The sequence below is a fragment of the Sphingomonas sp. PSPC2-2 genome (genome assembly GCF_049897725.1).
Lineage (GTDB): Bacteria > Pseudomonadota > Alphaproteobacteria > Sphingomonadales > Sphingomonadaceae > Sphingomonas.
In genome coordinates this window covers 696,842-713,330 of record NZ_JAFCWU010000001.1, presented here as the reverse complement: position 1 = coordinate 713,330, position 16,489 = coordinate 696,842, and the positions used below count along the sequence as shown (strand labels likewise).

Below are 16,489 nucleotides of genomic sequence, written 5' to 3'. Positions count from 1 at the left end.
CGCCCGATCCCGGGAGACATGCATGGAGTCGGCACCGCGCCCCTTTGGCTTTTGGACCGCGACCGCCCTGGTGATGGGCGGGATGATCGGATCGGGCATCTTCGTGCTGCCCGCGCAACTGGCACCCTATGGCTGGACGAGCGTCGCGGCGTGGATTGCGGGGGTAGGGGGCGCGTTGCTGATCGCCTGGGTGCTCGCGCGTCTGACCGCGGCAATGCCCGAGGCGACCGGCGTGGTGGCGATCTGCGGTGCGGGGTTGGGGCCGTTGCCGGGGGTGCTGGTCGGCTGGAGCTATTGGGTCAGCGTGTGGTCGGCCAATGCGGTGATCGCGCTGACCGCGATCCGTTATCTCGCGCAATTCGTGCCCGTGCTCGGCGCGACATCATTGGCGCAGGCGCTGTCGGCGACGGTGCTGCTGTGGTTGCTGACCTTGCTCAATCTCGGCGGCGCGCGGCTGGCCGGGGCGTTTCAGGTGGTGACGACCTTGCTCAAACTGCTGCCGCTCGCCGCGATCGTGCTGATTCTCGCGGGCGTCGCGTTGAGCGGCGGGGGCGCATTCCATGCCGAGGCGCATCCGCCCTTTGCCTGGTCGCAACTGACCCCGGCGCTGACCTTGGCCTTCTTTGCGATCGTCGGGTTCGAGGCGGCAAGCGTCGCCGCCGAGCGCGTGCGCGATCCGGCGCGCAATGTCGTGCGCGCGACGCTGTTCGGGCTGGGGCTGACGGGGCTGCTGTACATAGCGGTGTGCAGCGGGATTATCTTCGCACTGCCGACCGCCGAGGTCGCCAATGCCCAAGCGCCGTTCGCCTTGTTCGTCGAACGCTTCTGGGGACATCAGGCGGGGCTTGCCACCGCTGCCTTTGCCGCGATCGCGGCGATCGGCGCGCTGAATGGCTGGACGCTGCTGCAAGGCGAGGTGCCGCTGGGGATGGCGCGCGCCGGGCTGCTGCCGCGCTGGGTCGGGCGCACCAGCGCGCGCGACGTGCCGATCCCGATGCTGTTGCTGGCGACCACCCTGGCGAGCGTGCTGGTGCTATCCAATGCGACGCGCTCGCTCGGCGGGTTGCTCGATTTCATGCTGCGGCTGACGGCGGCGGCGGCGATCTGGCTGTATATCGGGGCGTGCCTGACCGCCTTGGTCAAGCGCATCGCGCCGGTGGCGGCGGTGGCGGGGCTGGTGTTTGCGCTCTGGGCGATGTGGGGGGCTGGGCTGGAGGCGGCGGGCTCGAGCGTTGCGCTGATGCTGACGGCGCTGCCGCTCTATTGGTTGCGGTTTGGGAGAGGTGGCGCGGGAGCCTGAGCCTTTTCGTCACCCCGGGCTTGTCCCGGGGTCTACCGGGGTTTGCGTTCTACGGCTTCAGGACGTGCGGCACCGTGGACCCCGGGACAAGCCCGGGGTGACGGGGGAGGCGGCCCCCTACCCGAACAGCCGCCCCACCAAGCTCCGATCCCGCAAAATCTCGTGCGCCGCATTGTGCCCCGGTGCGCCGGTCACGCCGCCGCCGGGATGCGTGCCCGATCCGCACATGTACAACCCCTTGATCGGCCCGCGATAATCGCCGTGGCCGAGCATTGGGCGCGCCGCCCATAATTGGTCGAGCCCCATGGTGCCGTGGAAGATGTCGCCGCCGATCAGCCCGAACTTGCGTTCGAGATCGAGCGGAGAATGGATTTGCCGTGCGATCACCGAGGCTTTGAAATTGGGGGCATGGTCGGTGACGGTATCGACGATCAGATCGGCTACCTCCTCGCGGTGCGTGTCCCAATCGACCTTGGGGTCGAATTGCTGGCAGAACAGGCTGGCAATGTGCATTCCCGGCGGGGCGAGGCTGTCATCGACCGTGGTCGGCAGCTTCATCTCGACGATCGGCTTTTTCGACCAGCCATGCTGCTGCGCGTCGATGAACGCCTGGTCCATATAGTCCATCCCCGGCGCAATGATGATCCCGGCGGTGTGGTGCTCGGCCTTGTCCTTGCCCGGGAACACCGTGAAATCGGGCAGTTCGCACAGAGCGACGTTCATGCGGAAGGTGCCGCTGCCGGTTTTGAACCCATTGATCCGGCGCTTGAAATCGGCGGGCATGTCGGCGGAATCGACCATCTGGCGATAGAGCAGGGCCGGGCCGACATTGGCGGCGACCGTGGTGGCGGCGATTTCCTCGCCTGATTCGAGCCGCACGCCCGCGACCTTGCCGCCTTCGGTCAGCAGCCTGGCGACGGGGGCCTCGAGGCTGATCTCGACGCCTGCATCCTCGCACGCGCGCGCCATTGCCTGGGTGATCGCGCCCATGCCGCCGACCGAATGGCCCCACGCACCATATTTGCCGTTCACTTCGCCAAAGACGTGGTGGAGCAGGACATAGGCGCTGCCCGGTGTCGATACGCCGGCATAATTGCCGACCACGGCATCGAAGGCGAAGGCCGATTTGACGTGATCGTCCTCGAACCAGCCATCGAGGAAATCGCGCGCGGATTTGGTGAACACGTCGAGCAGGTCGCGCTGCGCTTCGATCTCCATCTTGGCGATCGGCCAGCCTTGCGTCGCGCCCGAGAGAAGCGCGCGGAGGCCGCCGCCGACATTGGGTGGGGTCTTGAGTGCCAGATCGCGCAACACTTGCGCGACCTTTTCCAGCGCGGCGTCATAAGCCGGGTAAGCGTCGGCATCCTTCTGGCTGAAGCGTGCGAACTGCTGTTGGGTGCGGGCGGTGCCGCCGCCGAGCGTCAGATAGGTATCGGGGAAGGGGAAGAAATTGCTGATCGTCCGCTCGATGATGCGAAAGCCGCGATCGTGCAGCTTCATGTCAGCGATCACCTTGGGGCGGAGCAGGCTGACGGTGTAGCTTGCGGTCGAATTGCGGAAACCGGGGTGGAATTCCTCGGTCACCGCCGCGCCGCCGACGACATGGCGGCGTTCGAGCACGCGCACTTTCAGCCCCGCGCGCGCCAGGTAAAAGGCGCAGACCAGGCCGTTATGGCCGCCGCCGATGATGAGCGCGTCGTAACGTTTCGTCATTGTTGCTCCCCTCCCGCTTGCGAGTTTGGGGTCGACAGCGCCCCGCGCTGTCGAGGATGTGCCGGGGGCACATCCGACCCCAAACTGGGTTGGGGGAGGGGATTCGTACCCCCCGCGCCCGCATTCCTTCCCTCCCCTAGCCCCTCCCGCAAGCGGGAGGGGGATTTTGACCACCCCGGTGCCGGCGCGCGGTGCAGCCGTGCCTCGGGAATCCGCTCGCGAATTTTCCGCGCGAAGCTGCGCAGGCAGACCTCGCTCGCGCCGATTGGCCCGGCGGTGTAGCTGTGCGAGGCCATGCCTTGCTGGACACGCTCGATCAGCCAGGTGTCCTCGGCATTGACGACGCGGTTGATGCGCCAATTGGCGTAGCGCACCAGCTTCATCTCGCGCCGGTCATCGGGCAAAGCGAACGCCATTTCGCGCAGCACGCACGTCGTCGGCGAGGTCGGCAGCCACTGCATGAAATCGATCTGATCGGCATAGAGATCGAACGCCATGTTGGGCCACAGCTTGAAATAGAGCCACAGCCGCTGGTTCGCCTCGGGCAGATGTGGGACTGGTGGCAGATGCGTCTGGTAGAAGCGCTCCCACGGGTTGTCGGAGGGGCGATCGACGAGGCGACCCGACATCTTGTCGACCCAGGGTTCGGCCTCGATCGCATAGCTCTTGCCGAACAGTCGGGTGAGGCCGTCATGCGCCACCGGGATGTGGAGATTGTCCGAATAATTGTCGCCGACATTCTTCCAATTGACCGCACGGTCGCGCAGCCGGACGGGGCTGAGCGTCTGCATCTCCTCGAAGCGATAAGGGGCGATCTGCGCGTCATACGGGGCCATCATCTCGGCGACCGAGGGGCCGTCGCCCTCCAGCCGGACGAACACGAAGCCGCGCCAGATCTCCAGATCGACGCGCGCGAGGCCGTTTTCGGCCAAATCGAGCGCGGGGTAATCGCGCCGCATCGGCACGCCGGTCAGCCGTCCGCCGGTCTCATAGGTCCAGGCGTGATAGGGGCAGACGAGCTTCTTGGCGCAGCCGCGTGGCCCCTCGACCAGCCGCATCGCGCGGTGGCGGCAGACATTGGCGAAGGCGCGGATCTCATGGTCGTCGCCGCGCACCGCGATGATGCTCTCGCCCAGATAGTCGAGCGTGTGGAACGCGCCGGGTTCGGCCAGATCGTTCTGATGGCAGACGATCTGCCAGGACGGGCGGATCACCCGCGCCATCTCGACCGCATAATATTCGGGGTCGGTGTAGAGCCAGCCGGGCAAGCTCCAGTCGGCGTCGGGATCGTGATCGGCCGAGGGGGGCATGCGTGGCTCCGGTTGCTTGTTGTACGATCGTATAATAGGAATTCGCCGACTGCAACAGGAACGGATCATGAGCAAACCCGCTTTCTCCCGCGCCGAACCCGATGCGCGCCGCCAGTCGCTGATCGAGGCGACCGCGCGCGTGCTGGCGCGCGACGGCGCGACTGGCGCATCGGTGCGTGCGATCGCGCTGGAGGCGGGGGTGTCGCCGGGGCTGGTCGGGCATTATTTCGCCGGGATCGATGGCCTTGTCGCCGAAACCTATGCCGCGGTCGGGCAGCAGGTGCATGTCGCGCTGGCGGCCGCGGTCGCGGCGGCGGGCGATGACCCGCGTGCGCGGGTGGTGGCCTATGTCACCGCCAGTTTCGCGCCGCCGATCGCCGATCGCGCGCTGTTCGCGACCTGGATCGCGTTCTGGAGCCTGTCGGCCAAGCCGATCATCGCCGCGCGGCATGATGCACTGTACCAATCGTATCGCGACGATCTCGAAGCGTTGCTCGCCGCCTGCGGGCTGCCTGCGGCCGACCGTCGGCTGGCGGCGATCGCGATCACCGCGTTGGTCGACGGGCTATGGCTGGAACTGTGCCTGTCGCCGGGCAATTTCACCCCCGGCGAGGCGCGTGTCCTCGCCGAGCGGCAGTTGGAAAGTTATTTCGACAGATCGGCGAAGAGCAGGCGGTAATAACGGATTCCCGGTTCGATCGTCGAAATCGGGGTGCGTTCGTTCAGGCCGTGGCTGAAATCCTCGGACGGCTTGATGAAGGTCGGGCTCGCGCCATAGCTTGGCACATGGTGATAGCGGAACCACATGCTGTCGCTCGCGCCCGACGCCATCGCCGGGAACACCGGCACGCCCGGATAGACCTTGCCCATCGCGCGATCGATCGCGGCAATGAAATCGGGGCGCATCGGCGAGGCATCGTTGGGGACCGAGCCTTCGCTGACATCCTCCAGCTTCACGCCCGGATCATCGATCACGCGGCCGAGCTCGGCCATGATGTCGGCGGGCTTGTGGCCGGGGAAGATGCGGCAGTTGATGTTGGCGGTGGCGCGCTGCGGCAGCGCGTTTTCGGCATGGCCGCCGCTGACCAACGTCGGCACGCAGGTCGTGCCGATCTTGCCGACCGTCGCCGGGTTGGCGGTCAGCGTCGCGATTGCGGCCTTGTCGGTCGGGTCGGCGACGAATGCCTTCAGCGCGGCACCGATTTCGGGTTCCTCGAACGGCGCGGCCTTGGCTAGCGCCTCGCGCGTCAGTGGGCTCAGTTCGGGCGTGAAGTGATAGGCACCGACCTTTTCGAGCGCCCTGGACAGCTCGACGATCGCATTGACCGGGCGCGGCATGGACGAATGGCCGCCGGGGTTTGTGACGGTCAGCCGGAAATCGGCATAGGTTTTCTCAGCCCCGTTCCAGGTCCAATATTTGGGCTTGCCGGTGGTCTCGTCGAGCACACCACCGCCGCCATCGATATTGAGCACGAGTTCGGCGTTCTTCAGCCGCTCGGCGATCAGCGCCGAGGTCTTCATCGCGGTTTCTTCGTCGCCCGAAAACTCGATGATGATCGTGCGCTTGGGCTTGTAGCCGGTGCGGCGCAGGTCATTCAGCGCGGCGATGGCGATGGTGCCGTCGAGCTTCATGTCGGTCGCACCGCGCCCGTAGAGATAGCCATTTTCGACCACGGCGGTGAACGGGTCGCGCTGCCAATCGGCGGGCTTGGCCTCGACCACGTCCATATGGCCGGAAATGACCAGCGGCTTGAGCTTGGGGTCGCTGCCCGGCCAGGTGCCGATGAGATAGGCGGTGTCGTCGACCGGCACGATCTCGACGTCCTTGTCGGCAAAGCCGCCCGCGACCAGCGCCGCCTTGTACAGAGCGGCGACCTGCGGAGTCTGATTGCCGGGGCCTTTGACCGAACGCAGCGCGATCGCCTTCTTCGCCAGATCGAGCGCTTCGTCCGCCGCTGGAGTGGCCGCTTGCGCAGCGCTGGTCAGGAGGGTGCCGGCAAGCAGAAGGGCGAAGATGCGCATACTGGAAGGTCCTCGGGGGGCGGGTAAAGCGCGAGCGTAGCGTTTGGGGGGATTGGCGCAAGCGGGGGCGGTTCGGGCGTAGATCGAGCGCATGCATACCTCCCGTTCGCCCTGAGCTTGTCGAAGGGCTGCTTTCCCCTTGCGAGCGCCCCGCAGTGGGAGGGAGCTCAGCCCGAACGGGAGGGGGTGCGGTCTATTTCAGCCGAAACGGTGCGCCCCGCCCGACAACACCTCCTCCAATTTGGCACGGTCGAGCTTGCCCTCCCAGCGCGCGACGACGATCGCGGCGACGGCATTGCCGATGAAGTTGGTCAGGCTGCGGCATTCGCTCATGAAGCGATCGACGCCCAGGATCAGCGCCATGCCCGCGACCGGCACCGACGGCACGATCGACAGCGTGGCGGCCAGCGTGATGAAGCCCGCCCCGGTCACCCCGGCCGCGCCCTTCGAACTCAGCATCGCCACGCCGACCAGCAGCAACTGGTCGCCGATCGACAAAGGCACGTTGCAGGCCTGCGCGATGAACAAGGCGGCCAGCGTCATGTAGATATTGGTGCCGTCGAGATTGAACGAATAGCCGGTCGGCACGACCAGCCCGACCACGCCCTTGTCGCACCCCGCCGCCTCCAGCTTGGTGATGAGGTTGGGCAGGGCCGCCTCGGACGAAGAGGTGCCGAGCACCAGCAGCAACTCGGCCTTCAAATAGGCGAGCAAGCGCAGGATCGAGAAACCGTGTAGCCGCGCCACTGCGCCGAGAATGACCAGCACGAATACGATCGAGGTGAAATAGAAGGTCGCGACCAGCCCGCCGAGATTGATCAGGCTGCTCGCGCCATATTTGCCGACGGTGAAGGCGATCGCGCCGAACGCGCCGACCGGGGCCGCGCGCATCAGGATGCCGACGATGCGGAACACGATCAGGGCGAGCCGCTCGATCAGATCGAGCACCGGCTCGGCCGCTTCGCCGACCAAAGTCAGCGCGATGCCGAACAGCACCGCCACGAACAGCGTCTGCAGGATCGATCCTTCGGTCAGCGCCGAGACCATCGTATTAGGGATGATCGACATCAGGAAGCCGACAAAGGTCGTTTCATGCGCCTGATGCGCATAACCGGCCACCGAACCGGCATCGAGCGTTGACGGATTGATGTTCATGCCCGCGCCCGGGTGGACGACATTGGCGACCACCAGACCAAGGATCAGCGCCAGCGTCGAGAAAAACAGGAAATAACCGAACGCCTTGAGCGCGACGCGCCCCACCGACTTCAACTCGCGCATGCCGGCGATGCCGCTGACCAGGCTCAGGAAGATCACCGGCGCGATCACCATCTTGACCAGCTTGATGAAGCCGTCGCCCAGCGGTTTCAGCGCTTCGCCCGTCGTTGGCCAGAAATGTCCCACCAGCGCGCCGAGCACGATCGCGGTGAGCACCTGGAAATAGAGATGGTAGTAAAAGGGGCTGGGGCCGTGCGCGGGCGTGGGGGCGGGGTGGATCGACATGGTCCCTCTCGGTCAGCCGCCGTAATCGGCGGGCGTGAAGGACGGTCCTAAAGCGTGGCGCATGGCGCGCCAGCTTTTTGTAAAATGCGGGCGCGGCGGTTGCGACGCCGCGCCCGGCAAAAACGCTTATTTGCTGCGTTCGACCTGTTCGAATTCCAGCTCGACCGGGGTGGCGCGACCGAAGATCGACACCGACACCTTGACGCGGCTGCGGTCGAAATCGAGTTCCTCGACAATGCCGTTGAAGCTCGCGAACGGGCCGTCGAGCACCTTGACCGAATCGCCGATTTCGAAATCGACCTTGATCTTCTGCTTGGGCGCAGCGGCGGCTTCTTCCTTGGTGTTGAGCATCCGCGCAGCTTCCGCCTCGGGGATCGCCTGCGGTTTGCCGTTCGGGCCAAGGAAGCCGGTCACCTTGGGGGTGTTCTTGACGAGGTGATAGACGTCGTCGTTCATGTTGAGCTTGGCGAGCACATAGCCCGGCATGAACTTGCGCTCGACCGAGATCTTCTTGCCGCGGCGCGCCTCGGTGACGGTTTCGGTCGGAACCTCGATCTGCTCGACCAGTTGCTCGAGCCCCATGCGGGTCGCTTCGGCCATGATCGAATCGCGGACCTTGCCCTCGAAACCCGAATAAGCGTGGATGATGTACCAGCGTGCCATGTGTTCGTTTACCTAGATTATTTGGCGAGGCTGAGCAGCAGCTTGACGATCGCCTCGAAGCCGGTGTCGACCACGAAGAAGAACAGGCCGAGCAGCGTCGTCATGATGACGACCATCACGCCGGTCATGATCGTCTCGCGCCGGGTCGGCCACACGACCTTCTTGGTCTCGGCCTGAACCTGTCGGATGAATTCGAGGGGGGTCGTCTTCGCCACGGGCTGTGCACTCATGTTTTCTTGGCCAAGATCAGGACATGGGCCCGCCGTCCGGGCCTGCCAAGGCCCGATGACGAGAATTCCCGATTTCGGAATAGACAAGCATTAGCGCGGGCGGCAGGCGAAATCAACTCGCCTCACGATTGGGCGACAACGGCCTGAAGATCGGAACCGCCATCGCCGCCGCATTCGCGTCAGATCACGAACGAGTCGAGCAAGGTGGGCGGGCCGTTCAGATAATCGAGATCGCAATTGCCCGGTACGCCCGCGAGGTGGCCCTGCTCGGAATATTGCCACAGCGTATAGGCGGTCCACGGTTTCGGCACCGGCGGCGTCGGCGGATGGTTATAATTGGCGAGCCAGAGCGGAAACGCGGCAAATTCCGGTGGGTTGCCCAGGAAATCGGCGATGTCCTTGCGGATGTACAGGAACGGCTGGTGCCCCGTCGCCGTCACCAGGATTTTGCCGAATTCAACGATCTGCGCGACCAGTTGCGACCGGGTTTTGGTGCCCGCCTGAATGGCGCGGACATACTCGTCCTCCACATCCAGCGTCGGCAGAAGATCACCCTTGCTGGGATGGTAGACGCTCAGAAACAGATCGGCCATGTCCTGCGCGGTGAACTCCGGCATACAATAATGATAAGCGCCGCGTTTCAGCCCATGGTGTTTCAGCGCCGCCCAATTTTCATCAAATTCGCTGTCTTTTTGATGGACGGCATGCCCCGATGCGCCAAGATACAGTTGGCTCGCCTTTACGTAGGCGAAATGGACCGTAACCGGCGCGTCCGGTTTCAGCACCACATCCCACGAAACCTTGCCGTTCCAGTGGGAAACGTCAATTCCGAAAGTCCGGATGCCCGATGCCATAAGAACCTCCCCCGAAGTTGTGGGAGGCATAACACGATTCTACTGTAAAACCGAATCGCGATATCAGTCGCTTAACGCGGCGAAAGTTCTCAAGAGTGTCGGGAATTGTCCAAAGCTGCTATGGCATGGAAGGTGGCAGGGGAGCTCGGACTCGAACCGAGGGCCTTCGGTTTTGGAGACCGACGCTCTAACCAACTGAGCTACACCCCTATCAGACGGGCCGTTTAGCGAGCGGTTGCGTAGTCCGCAAGATGCCTCATGCAACGGCGCGTTCGTGGCCGTCACGATGGGCGAGCGCGCGGGCTTCGGCGACGGGCAGGGGGCGGCTGAAATAATAGCCCTGCACCTTGGTACAGCCCAGATCTTGAACCATGCGATGCTGGTCGGCCGTTTCTACGCCTTCCGCGGTGGTCGTCATGCCCAGGCTCTGCGCAAGCACCACGACCGCACGGATAATCGCGATCGGCTCGGCCACACCCTTGGCTGCACCGATAACAAAGCTCCGGTCGATCTTGATGGTCGAGAAGCGCGTGCGGCTGAGGTAACCGAGCGACGAATAGCCTGTCCCGAAATCGTCGAGGCTGAGCCGCACGCCGAGCGCCAAAATCCGTTCCAGCACCTTCACGGCACCGGTGTCGTCGCGCATGAAGACGCTTTCGGTGACTTCGAGTTCGAGGCGGTGGGCAGGCAGGCCGCTATTGGCCAAAGCCGAGGCGACAATCGACACGAAGCCGGGGTTGTGCAGTTGCTCGGGCGACACGTTGACCGCGACCCGCGTCTCGCCCGGCCAGCCGGCAGCTTCGGCACAAGCCGTGCGCAAGACCCACTCCCCGATCGGGGCGATCAGGCGCGCATCTTCGGCGAGCGGGATGAATTTTGCGGGCGAAATGACGCCCAGTTCCGGGTGCGTCCAGCGTACGAGAGCTTCGAAGCCGGTCAGGAGCCCGGTGTCGGAGTTTACCACCGGCTGGTAGTTGAGATGGAGCTCGTTATTGCTCAGCGCCTTGCGCAACGCCTGTTCGAGCAAGCGGCGCTCTTCGGCCGCGACGTGCAATTGCGGTTCATAGCTGGTGAACTTGCCTCCGCCCGCGTCCTTGGAACGATACAGCGCCAGATCGGCGGAGCGGATCAACATTTCAGCGGTCCGCCCGTCGCGTGGTCCGGTCGCCAAGCCGACACTGGCCCCGGTGTAGAGCGTGTGCTGATCGATCTCATACGGGCGCGACAGCGTGTCCACGATCATCTGGGCAAGGCGTTCGAGGCGCAACGTGTCGCTGGCGTCGCGGACGACGACGGCGAATTCGTCGCCGCCCAGGCGGCCGATAATTTCGTTGTCGCTCATCAAACTCGCGAGTCGTTCCGAAACGCGACTGAGCAACCGGTCTCCGACCGGGTGGCCGAGCGTGTCGTTGACCGCCTTGAAGCGATCGAGATCGATCATCATGAAGGCGCAGCGGCTGCCCCATTTTTCCGCATCCGCCATGGCACGCACCAACGCTTCGTTGATGAGCAAGCGGTTGGGGAGGCCAGTCAAGGTGTCGAGCCGTGCCATCCGGTTGATCTTGTCGGCCGATGCCCGCTGTTCGGTGACGTCCGATCCAACGCCACGAAAGCCGATAAACGCCCCGCGTTCGTCATGGCGCGGATTGGCGGCGATCTCGAACCAGCGTTCGGTGTCGCCGACCAACACCGGCAGCAAAACGCCGCGAAACGGCTCACGTCCCTTCAGGTTGTCGGACAGTTGGCGCAGCCCAGCCGAGAAATTTCCTGCTTCCCAAGTCGGCCCGGCGAGCACCTGCAGCAGCGACTTGCCGTTGATCGAGACCGGATCGAGCCCGACCGAATGCGCAAAGCGGGACGATGCGCGGACCACCCGGCGACCGGCATCGGTTTCCCAAAGCCAGTCTGCGCCATGGTCTTCCGCTTCCCGCAGCAACAGGCTGACGGTTTCATCACGCTCCGCCAGCGAAATTTCGCCCGCGCGGATCAGCACCAGGGCGCGCGCGCGACTGAAACAGCCGATCATCAGCAAAGCGGTAAACAGCAGCACCGCTGCGGCAAAGAGCGGCCCCCCGACAAAAAACAGCATCGCCGCAATCGCCGAACCCAAAATACCGAGAAAGCTGAGCGTCGCCAGCGGCAGCGCAGCCATTGCGGTGGCGGACGCGGTCATCAACAGCGATAGAACGATCCACAATCCAAGCGCTGTCCCGGCATCGGCCCGCATGCCGAGTGCGAGCGGCGGCACCGACCAGACTGCGGCGAGCGCGATGCCTTCCAGCACGGTATCGCGTACATCGCGCAATCCCGCCGCGTTGCCCGCCCGCTGGCGCGCGGCGAGACGGCGAAAGGTAACCGCCACCGATACGGCGGCGACCACCGTCGCCCAACTTGCCAGTGCCCATAACGGGGCGATATGGGCGAGGATCAGCGTGACGAGCGCTGCACCGACGACATTCGCCCCAAGCAGGAACAGCGCCAATTGCCCACCGGCATGAAGCTGGGCCGCGCGAATCGGGCCCCAGTCGGTGGTGTCCGCCGGGTCGTAAAGGCCGAGCAATGCCCGGCCGTCGATCCGCGGCGTTGCGAATTGAGAGGTGCTGTCGGTGCTCACGACACCGACACTACCGCAAGCAGCGTTAGCGGATCGTTATAGCCGCCCGACTTTTTTGCGGGCCGTTACGCCGCCAGATCGTAGGGCTTGATATCGCCGTTCAGATACAGGTTGCGTGCCTTCGCCCGGCTGAGCTTGCCCGAGCTGGTGCGCGGCAATGTGCGCGGCGGGATCAGTTCGATCACGCAGTTCATCCCGGTAACCGAACGCACCCGTTCGCGGATCTCATCGCGCAGGCGCAGGCGCTCGGCATCGTCCGAGCTGCGGCACTGTACAAGAACGGCGGGGGTTTCTTCCCCACCGGGGGTGGTGATGGCGAAGGCCGCGATGTCGCCCGCCTTGAAGCCGGGCAGTTGCTCGACCGCCCATTCAATATCCTGCGGCCAGTGGTTGCGGCCGTTGATGATGATCATGTCCTTGGCGCGGCCGACGATGTAGACATAACCGTCGCTGAGATAGCCCATATCGCCGGTGTCGAGCCAGCCATCGACCAGGCAGGCATTGGTCGACGCCTCGTCGCGGAAATAGCCGACCATCACCGACGGCCCCGAGCACCACACCTTGCCAATCGCGCGTTCGGGCAGCGGCGTGCCGTCTTCTTCGCGAATCTCGACCTTCATGTCGCGCACGGGCTTGCCGCAATTGACGATCGCGCGGAACCGCTGTGGCCGGTCCTGCCCGACGGGGACGCCCGACAATTGGGTTTCCTCGACCAGTTCGACGCGAATGCCCTCGGTCGGCGGCATGATCGACACCGCCAGCGTCGCCTCGGCCAAACCATAGCTCGGCAGGAAGGCGCTGGCCTTGAAACCGGCGTCGCTGAAGGAATCGACGAAGCTCTGCATCACGTCGGGCCGGATCATGTCGGCACCATTGCCCGCGATGCGCCAGCGCGACAGGTCGAAGCGGTCGGACGCCTTGGTCTGGCTCGACATGCGGCGGGCGCAAATGTCGTAGCCGAAGGTTGGCGAATAGCTGACCGAAGTGCCGGGGTTACGGCTGATCATGTCCAGCCACGCGAGCGGACGGCGCGCGAAGTCCTCGGTCTTCAGATAATCGGTCGAAACCTGATTGGCGACGGGCGACAGGAAACAGCCGACCAGGCCCATGTCGTGATACCAGGGCAGCCACGACACGCAGCGGTCACTCTCGATCAGCTGCATGCCATGGGCGTGCGCTGCGAGGTTGTTGAGCAGGGCGCGGTGCGTAATCGCCACGCCATGCGGGAAGCGTGTCGACCCGCTTGAATATTGCAGATAGGCGATGTCGTCGCCGCGCGGCTGGGGCAGGGCCACATCAGGCGCTGCACGGGTGGCAAAGGTGGACCAATCCATGCCTGCGACTCCGGCCAATCCCGCTGCATCGCCCGCCATTTGAGATAGTTCCGGGGGATAGATGAGCATCACCGGATCGCAGCTCGTCAATTGAACGCGCAGCTGCTCGATATAGGAATCACGCCCGCCGAACGATGTCGGCAGCGGCAAAGGCACGGGCCAGGCCCCTGCATAGATAACGCCGAAGAACAGGGCGGCGAATTCCGGGCTGGTCTCGGCGACGATCGCGATCCGCTGGGCGGGCTCGATCCCTGCTGCGATCAGTCGGCGCGCCATCGCCAGCGCATCGTCGCGCAGCTCGGCGAACCGGTAGGGCCGCGTCAGCGACCCCCGCGCATCGTGAAAATTCAGCCCGCGTTGTCCGCTTGCCGCATAATCGAGCGCTTCGCCCAGCGTGTCGAAATCGGCGAACCGTCGCGCCAGTGTGTCCTCGGTCGGTGTCGCGATCGCCTTGGGTGTTTCCACTGCGACGGTTCGCACTTCTGCATCGCCCAAAAGATCGCCCGAAACATCGATAGTCATGTGTCTTTGTGCCCTTGATCGCAACGGCACGCGGCCGCTGCGCCTCTAATTCCTTCGGCATGCACCCCTGCTTATGCCAAGCGTTCAAAATCCGGTTCGACTGTGGCACAATGATGGCGTCATGCGCGATCCCATCCGTAACCCGTCAAATCCCAAAGAGATACGCATTGCGCCCGCATTGGATGCAGCGGCATTGGAGCGCCTTGCGCTGCGCTATGTCGAACGTTTCGCGACGACGCGGGGCCGGTTGACCGCCTACCTTTTGCGGAAGGTTCGTGAGCGTGGATGGGAAGGCGAAGACGCTGACCCTGCCGCGCTGGCCCAAAAGCTGGCCGATCTTGGCTATATTGACGACCGTGCCTTTGGGGAGGCGCGGGCGGCGGCGATGGGGCGGCGCGGGCTGGGCATGCGCCGCGTGACGGGCGCGCTGCGCGAGGCTGGCCTCGCCGAGGAGGACCGCGCGGCGATTGTGCCGGACGTTGCCACGCGGGCAGTAGAGACCGCGCTGGCCTTTGCCCGCCGCCGTCGAATCGGGCCTTTCGCGCGCGTACAGGCGGATCGAACGGAGCGCGAAAAGCACATTGCGGCGATGATTCGCGGCGGCCACGATTTCACGCTCGCGCGTCGTATTGCCATGATGGCACCCGATGAGGATTGCGATCGATTGTTCGAAAACCGATAGATTCCGCTTCCTGTCTGTGGAGTTTCGCACAGAACTTGTCTGATTTTTCTCTAGCCTGCGGTCGGTGCTACGCCAGCGAGTGGGGGGGTATCGGCATGCTGAACGAAACGATTTTGTTGCCCGATAGATCGAAAAGCGCGGAACAGGCCAAGGCGGAGACGACTACGACCGGCGCGTTGACCCGCGTCTATTCGGGTGTTTTAAAATGGTTCGACATCACGCGCGGGTTCGGCTTCCTGGTCGCCGACGATCCGACCGTGGGCGATATCCTCATTCATTTTTCGGTGTTGCGCCCGCACGGGCGGCGCAGCCTTCCCGAAGGCGCGCGTCTGGAATGCGTGGCGGCTTTGCGAGATCGTGGACTGCAGGCCATCGAGATTCTTTCGATCGATTTGACCGATGCCGCCGAACCGCTCGACCGCCTGCGGCTGTCTGCCCCCATCGCGCAGGATCGCGACTGCGGTCTTGATAAAGCGGGCCCGTTCGAACCGGTTACGGTCAAGTGGTTCAATCGACTGAAAGACTATGGCTTTCTGGTGCGCAATGACGATTCGGCGGATGTTTTTGTCCATGTCGAGACGTTGCGTCGGTCTGGGCTGGCCGATGTAGAGCCGGGGCAGCTATTGCTTGCGCGGATGGTTGCAGGGGATAAAGGCCCCCTTGCAGTGGTCGTGCAACAGGAAGGCTGAATCCCGTATCATGCGCGTTCGATGGGTAACGCTGTTGGCCGTTGCGGCGCTGGGCGTGGCAAGTGGCTGCAGCGGCACGACTGCGGCATCCGATCCGGTCGAGGCATCGGCGCAGACGGTCACGGTGACCATCAAGAGCGCCAACGGCCAACATACCTTCCTCGTCGAGACGGCCCGCACCAAGGATGAGCAGGAGCGGGGGCTGATGTTCCGCACCGACATTCCGCAAAATGGCGGGATGCTGTTCGCCCCTTATCCGCCAGAGGGTGGCCCCCCGCGCGAGGCGAATTTCTGGATGAAGAACACGCCGAGCCCGCTCGACATTATTTTCATCCGTGCAGACGGCACGATCGCGCGGATCGCCGAAAATACCGCGCCGCAGTCGGAAACGCAGATCCCGTCGGGCGAACCGGTCAGCGCGGTGCTGGAACTTCGCGGGGGCCGCGCGCTCGACCTTGGCATCGCCGAAGGCGATCATGTTGCCTGGGCCGGACGGAAGAGCCAGTGATCGCAGTTGAAGGCAGCACTGGGTCGCGCTAAGCGCATTTCATGGGCATCAATCTCAATCCTTTCACCTGGTGGACCGGCGCGAGCTGGGGCACTGCCTTTGGTCTGCGCGGCAAGGCGCGCGTAGGCGAAGACGCGCTTGGCAACGTCTATTATGAGGGCGGGCGCGATACCGCGGGCAATCCACGCCGCTGGGTGATCTACAACGGTCCCAATGATTCGAGCCGAGTCGCGCCCGAGTGGTTCAGTTGGCTCCACCATCAAGTCGATGACGTGCCGTCGCGCGCGCTGCCTGCGCCGCGCGCTTGGCAAAAGCCGGCCGAGCCCAATTTGACCGGCACGGTAGCCGCCTATCGCCCGAGCGGCGCGCTGGAAAAGGGCGGTGTGCGTGCCCCCGCGACCGGCGATTACGAAGCGTGGACGCCCGACGCGTGATTCGTCCCGCGCCGGGCGGCGTGACGCTGGTACTTGCCGCAGTGCTGGCCGGGTGTAGCCCGTCGAAAACGGTTGCGCCGGAACCCAAGGAAACCCCTGAAACCGCGCTCGACG

General features: G+C 64.4%; 15 protein-coding genes and 1 tRNA gene. 6 read left to right on the top strand and 10 right to left on the bottom strand.

Annotation, left to right across the window (positions count from 1 at the left end; genetic code table 11):
• Window positions 1-22: 22 nt before the first annotated feature.
• Window positions 23-1,300 carry an APC family permease gene (locus tag ACP7BY_RS03515; RefSeq protein WP_033966435.1) on the top strand — a complete coding sequence of 426 codons (1,278 nt, stop codon included), beginning with the start codon at window positions 23-25 and terminating at the stop codon, window positions 1,298-1,300.
• Between the two features lie 117 nt (window positions 1,301-1,417).
• Here ACP7BY_RS03515 and ACP7BY_RS03510 read toward each other — a convergent pair whose 3' ends face one another.
• Both ACP7BY_RS03510 and ACP7BY_RS03505 read right to left on the bottom strand, forming a co-directional pair.
• Window positions 1,418-3,013: a phytoene desaturase family protein gene (locus tag ACP7BY_RS03510; RefSeq protein WP_033966830.1), complete on the bottom strand. Its 1,596-nt coding sequence runs from the start codon at window positions 3,011-3,013 to the stop codon at window positions 1,418-1,420.
• A complete protein-coding gene (locus tag ACP7BY_RS03505) occupies window positions 3,010-4,323 on the bottom strand; it encodes an aromatic ring-hydroxylating oxygenase subunit alpha (RefSeq protein WP_249340846.1) in 1,314 nt (437 codons plus the stop codon). Before ACP7BY_RS03505 ends, ACP7BY_RS03510 begins: the two co-directional genes overlap by 4 nt.
• A gap of 67 nt (window positions 4,324-4,390) precedes the next feature.
• Between ACP7BY_RS03505 and ACP7BY_RS03500 the strand changes: the two genes are divergently transcribed.
• Window positions 4,391-5,002, top strand: coding sequence for a TetR family transcriptional regulator C-terminal domain-containing protein (locus ACP7BY_RS03500; RefSeq protein WP_033966829.1), 612 nt, complete (start codon window positions 4,391-4,393; stop codon window positions 5,000-5,002).
• Here ACP7BY_RS03500 and ACP7BY_RS03495 read toward each other — a convergent pair.
• From ACP7BY_RS03495 to ACP7BY_RS03460, 8 genes are all read right to left on the bottom strand, one after another.
• The gene (locus ACP7BY_RS03495; RefSeq protein WP_033966828.1) at window positions 4,969-6,345 is read right to left on the bottom strand and encodes a M20/M25/M40 family metallo-hydrolase; all 1,377 of its coding nucleotides are present in this window, start codon (window positions 6,343-6,345) and stop codon (window positions 4,969-4,971) included. The genes ACP7BY_RS03500 and ACP7BY_RS03495 overlap by 34 nt on opposite strands.
• A gap of 198 nt (window positions 6,346-6,543) precedes the next feature.
• The gene (locus tag ACP7BY_RS03490) at window positions 6,544-7,845 is read right to left on the bottom strand and encodes a dicarboxylate/amino acid:cation symporter (RefSeq protein ID WP_033966827.1); all 1,302 of its coding nucleotides are present in this window, start codon (window positions 7,843-7,845) and stop codon (window positions 6,544-6,546) included.
• Window positions 7,846-7,971: 126 nt separating this feature from the next.
• Window positions 7,972-8,508, bottom strand: coding sequence for a transcription termination/antitermination protein NusG (gene nusG, locus ACP7BY_RS03485; protein WP_033966826.1), 537 nt, complete (start codon window positions 8,506-8,508; stop codon window positions 7,972-7,974).
• 17 nt (window positions 8,509-8,525) lie between these two features.
• On the bottom strand, window positions 8,526-8,723 hold the full coding sequence (secE, locus tag ACP7BY_RS03480) for a preprotein translocase subunit SecE (RefSeq protein WP_029622476.1): 198 nt from the start codon (window positions 8,721-8,723) through the stop codon (window positions 8,526-8,528).
• Window positions 8,724-8,917: 194 nt separating this feature from the next.
• Window positions 8,918-9,592 carry a glycoside hydrolase family 25 protein gene (locus ACP7BY_RS03475; RefSeq protein ID WP_052192514.1) on the bottom strand — a complete coding sequence of 225 codons (675 nt, stop codon included), beginning with the start codon at window positions 9,590-9,592 and terminating at the stop codon, window positions 8,918-8,920.
• A gap of 133 nt (window positions 9,593-9,725) precedes the next feature.
• Window positions 9,726-9,802: transfer RNA gene (locus ACP7BY_RS03470), tRNA-Trp, on the bottom strand.
• A gap of 46 nt (window positions 9,803-9,848) precedes the next feature.
• On the bottom strand, window positions 9,849-12,206 hold the full coding sequence (locus ACP7BY_RS03465; RefSeq protein WP_137902779.1) for a putative bifunctional diguanylate cyclase/phosphodiesterase: 2,358 nt from the start codon (window positions 12,204-12,206) through the stop codon (window positions 9,849-9,851).
• Between the two features lie 65 nt (window positions 12,207-12,271).
• Window positions 12,272-14,062 carry a fatty acyl-AMP ligase gene (locus ACP7BY_RS03460; protein ID WP_137902778.1) on the bottom strand — a complete coding sequence of 597 codons (1,791 nt, stop codon included), beginning with the start codon at window positions 14,060-14,062 and terminating at the stop codon, window positions 12,272-12,274.
• A gap of 121 nt (window positions 14,063-14,183) precedes the next feature.
• Here ACP7BY_RS03460 and ACP7BY_RS03455 point away from each other — a divergent pair, with 121 nt between their 5' ends.
• The 4 genes from ACP7BY_RS03455 (at window position 14,184) to ACP7BY_RS03440 (ending at window position 16,375) form a co-directional block, all read left to right on the top strand.
• Window positions 14,184-14,744: a regulatory protein RecX gene (locus ACP7BY_RS03455; RefSeq protein ID WP_249340845.1), complete on the top strand. Its 561-nt coding sequence runs from the start codon at window positions 14,184-14,186 to the stop codon at window positions 14,742-14,744.
• Between the two features lie 95 nt (window positions 14,745-14,839).
• Window positions 14,840-15,433, top strand: coding sequence for a cold-shock protein (locus ACP7BY_RS03450; RefSeq protein WP_033964882.1), 594 nt, complete (start codon window positions 14,840-14,842; stop codon window positions 15,431-15,433).
• A gap of 10 nt (window positions 15,434-15,443) precedes the next feature.
• Window positions 15,444-15,941 (top strand): DUF192 domain-containing protein, encoded by a 498-nt coding sequence (locus ACP7BY_RS03445; protein ID WP_033964884.1) that lies wholly within the window; start codon window positions 15,444-15,446, stop codon window positions 15,939-15,941.
• A gap of 41 nt (window positions 15,942-15,982) precedes the next feature.
• Window positions 15,983-16,375 carry an NADH:ubiquinone oxidoreductase subunit NDUFA12 gene (locus ACP7BY_RS03440; protein ID WP_126846878.1) on the top strand — a complete coding sequence of 131 codons (393 nt, stop codon included), beginning with the start codon at window positions 15,983-15,985 and terminating at the stop codon, window positions 16,373-16,375.
• Window positions 16,376-16,489 lie beyond the last annotated feature (114 nt).

Coding starts and splice junctions, on each gene's coding strand:
- ACP7BY_RS03515 (WP_033966435.1), top strand. CDS start 23: ATGGAGTCGGCACCGCGCCCCTTTGGCTTTTGGACCGCGACCGCCCTG.
- ACP7BY_RS03510 (WP_033966830.1), bottom strand. CDS start 3,013: ATGACGAAACGTTACGACGCGCTCATCATCGGCGGCGGCCATAACGGC.
- ACP7BY_RS03505 (WP_249340846.1), bottom strand. CDS start 4,323: ATGCCCCCCTCGGCCGATCACGATCCCGACGCCGACTGGAGCTTGCCC.
- ACP7BY_RS03500 (WP_033966829.1), top strand. CDS start 4,391: ATGAGCAAACCCGCTTTCTCCCGCGCCGAACCCGATGCGCGCCGCCAG.
- ACP7BY_RS03495 (WP_033966828.1), bottom strand. CDS start 6,345: ATGCGCATCTTCGCCCTTCTGCTTGCCGGCACCCTCCTGACCAGCGCT.
- ACP7BY_RS03490 (WP_033966827.1), bottom strand. CDS start 7,845: ATGTCGATCCACCCCGCCCCCACGCCCGCGCACGGCCCCAGCCCCTTT.
- nusG (WP_033966826.1), bottom strand. CDS start 8,508: ATGGCACGCTGGTACATCATCCACGCTTATTCGGGTTTCGAGGGCAAG.
- ACP7BY_RS03475 (WP_052192514.1), bottom strand. CDS start 9,592: ATGGCATCGGGCATCCGGACTTTCGGAATTGACGTTTCCCACTGGAAC.
- ACP7BY_RS03460 (WP_137902778.1), bottom strand. CDS start 14,062: ATGACTATCGATGTTTCGGGCGATCTTTTGGGCGATGCAGAAGTGCGA.
- ACP7BY_RS03455 (WP_249340845.1), top strand. CDS start 14,184: ATGCGCGATCCCATCCGTAACCCGTCAAATCCCAAAGAGATACGCATT.
- ACP7BY_RS03450 (WP_033964882.1), top strand. CDS start 14,840: ATGCTGAACGAAACGATTTTGTTGCCCGATAGATCGAAAAGCGCGGAA.
- ACP7BY_RS03445 (WP_033964884.1), top strand. CDS start 15,444: ATGCGCGTTCGATGGGTAACGCTGTTGGCCGTTGCGGCGCTGGGCGTG.
- ACP7BY_RS03440 (WP_126846878.1), top strand. CDS start 15,983: ATGGGCATCAATCTCAATCCTTTCACCTGGTGGACCGGCGCGAGCTGG.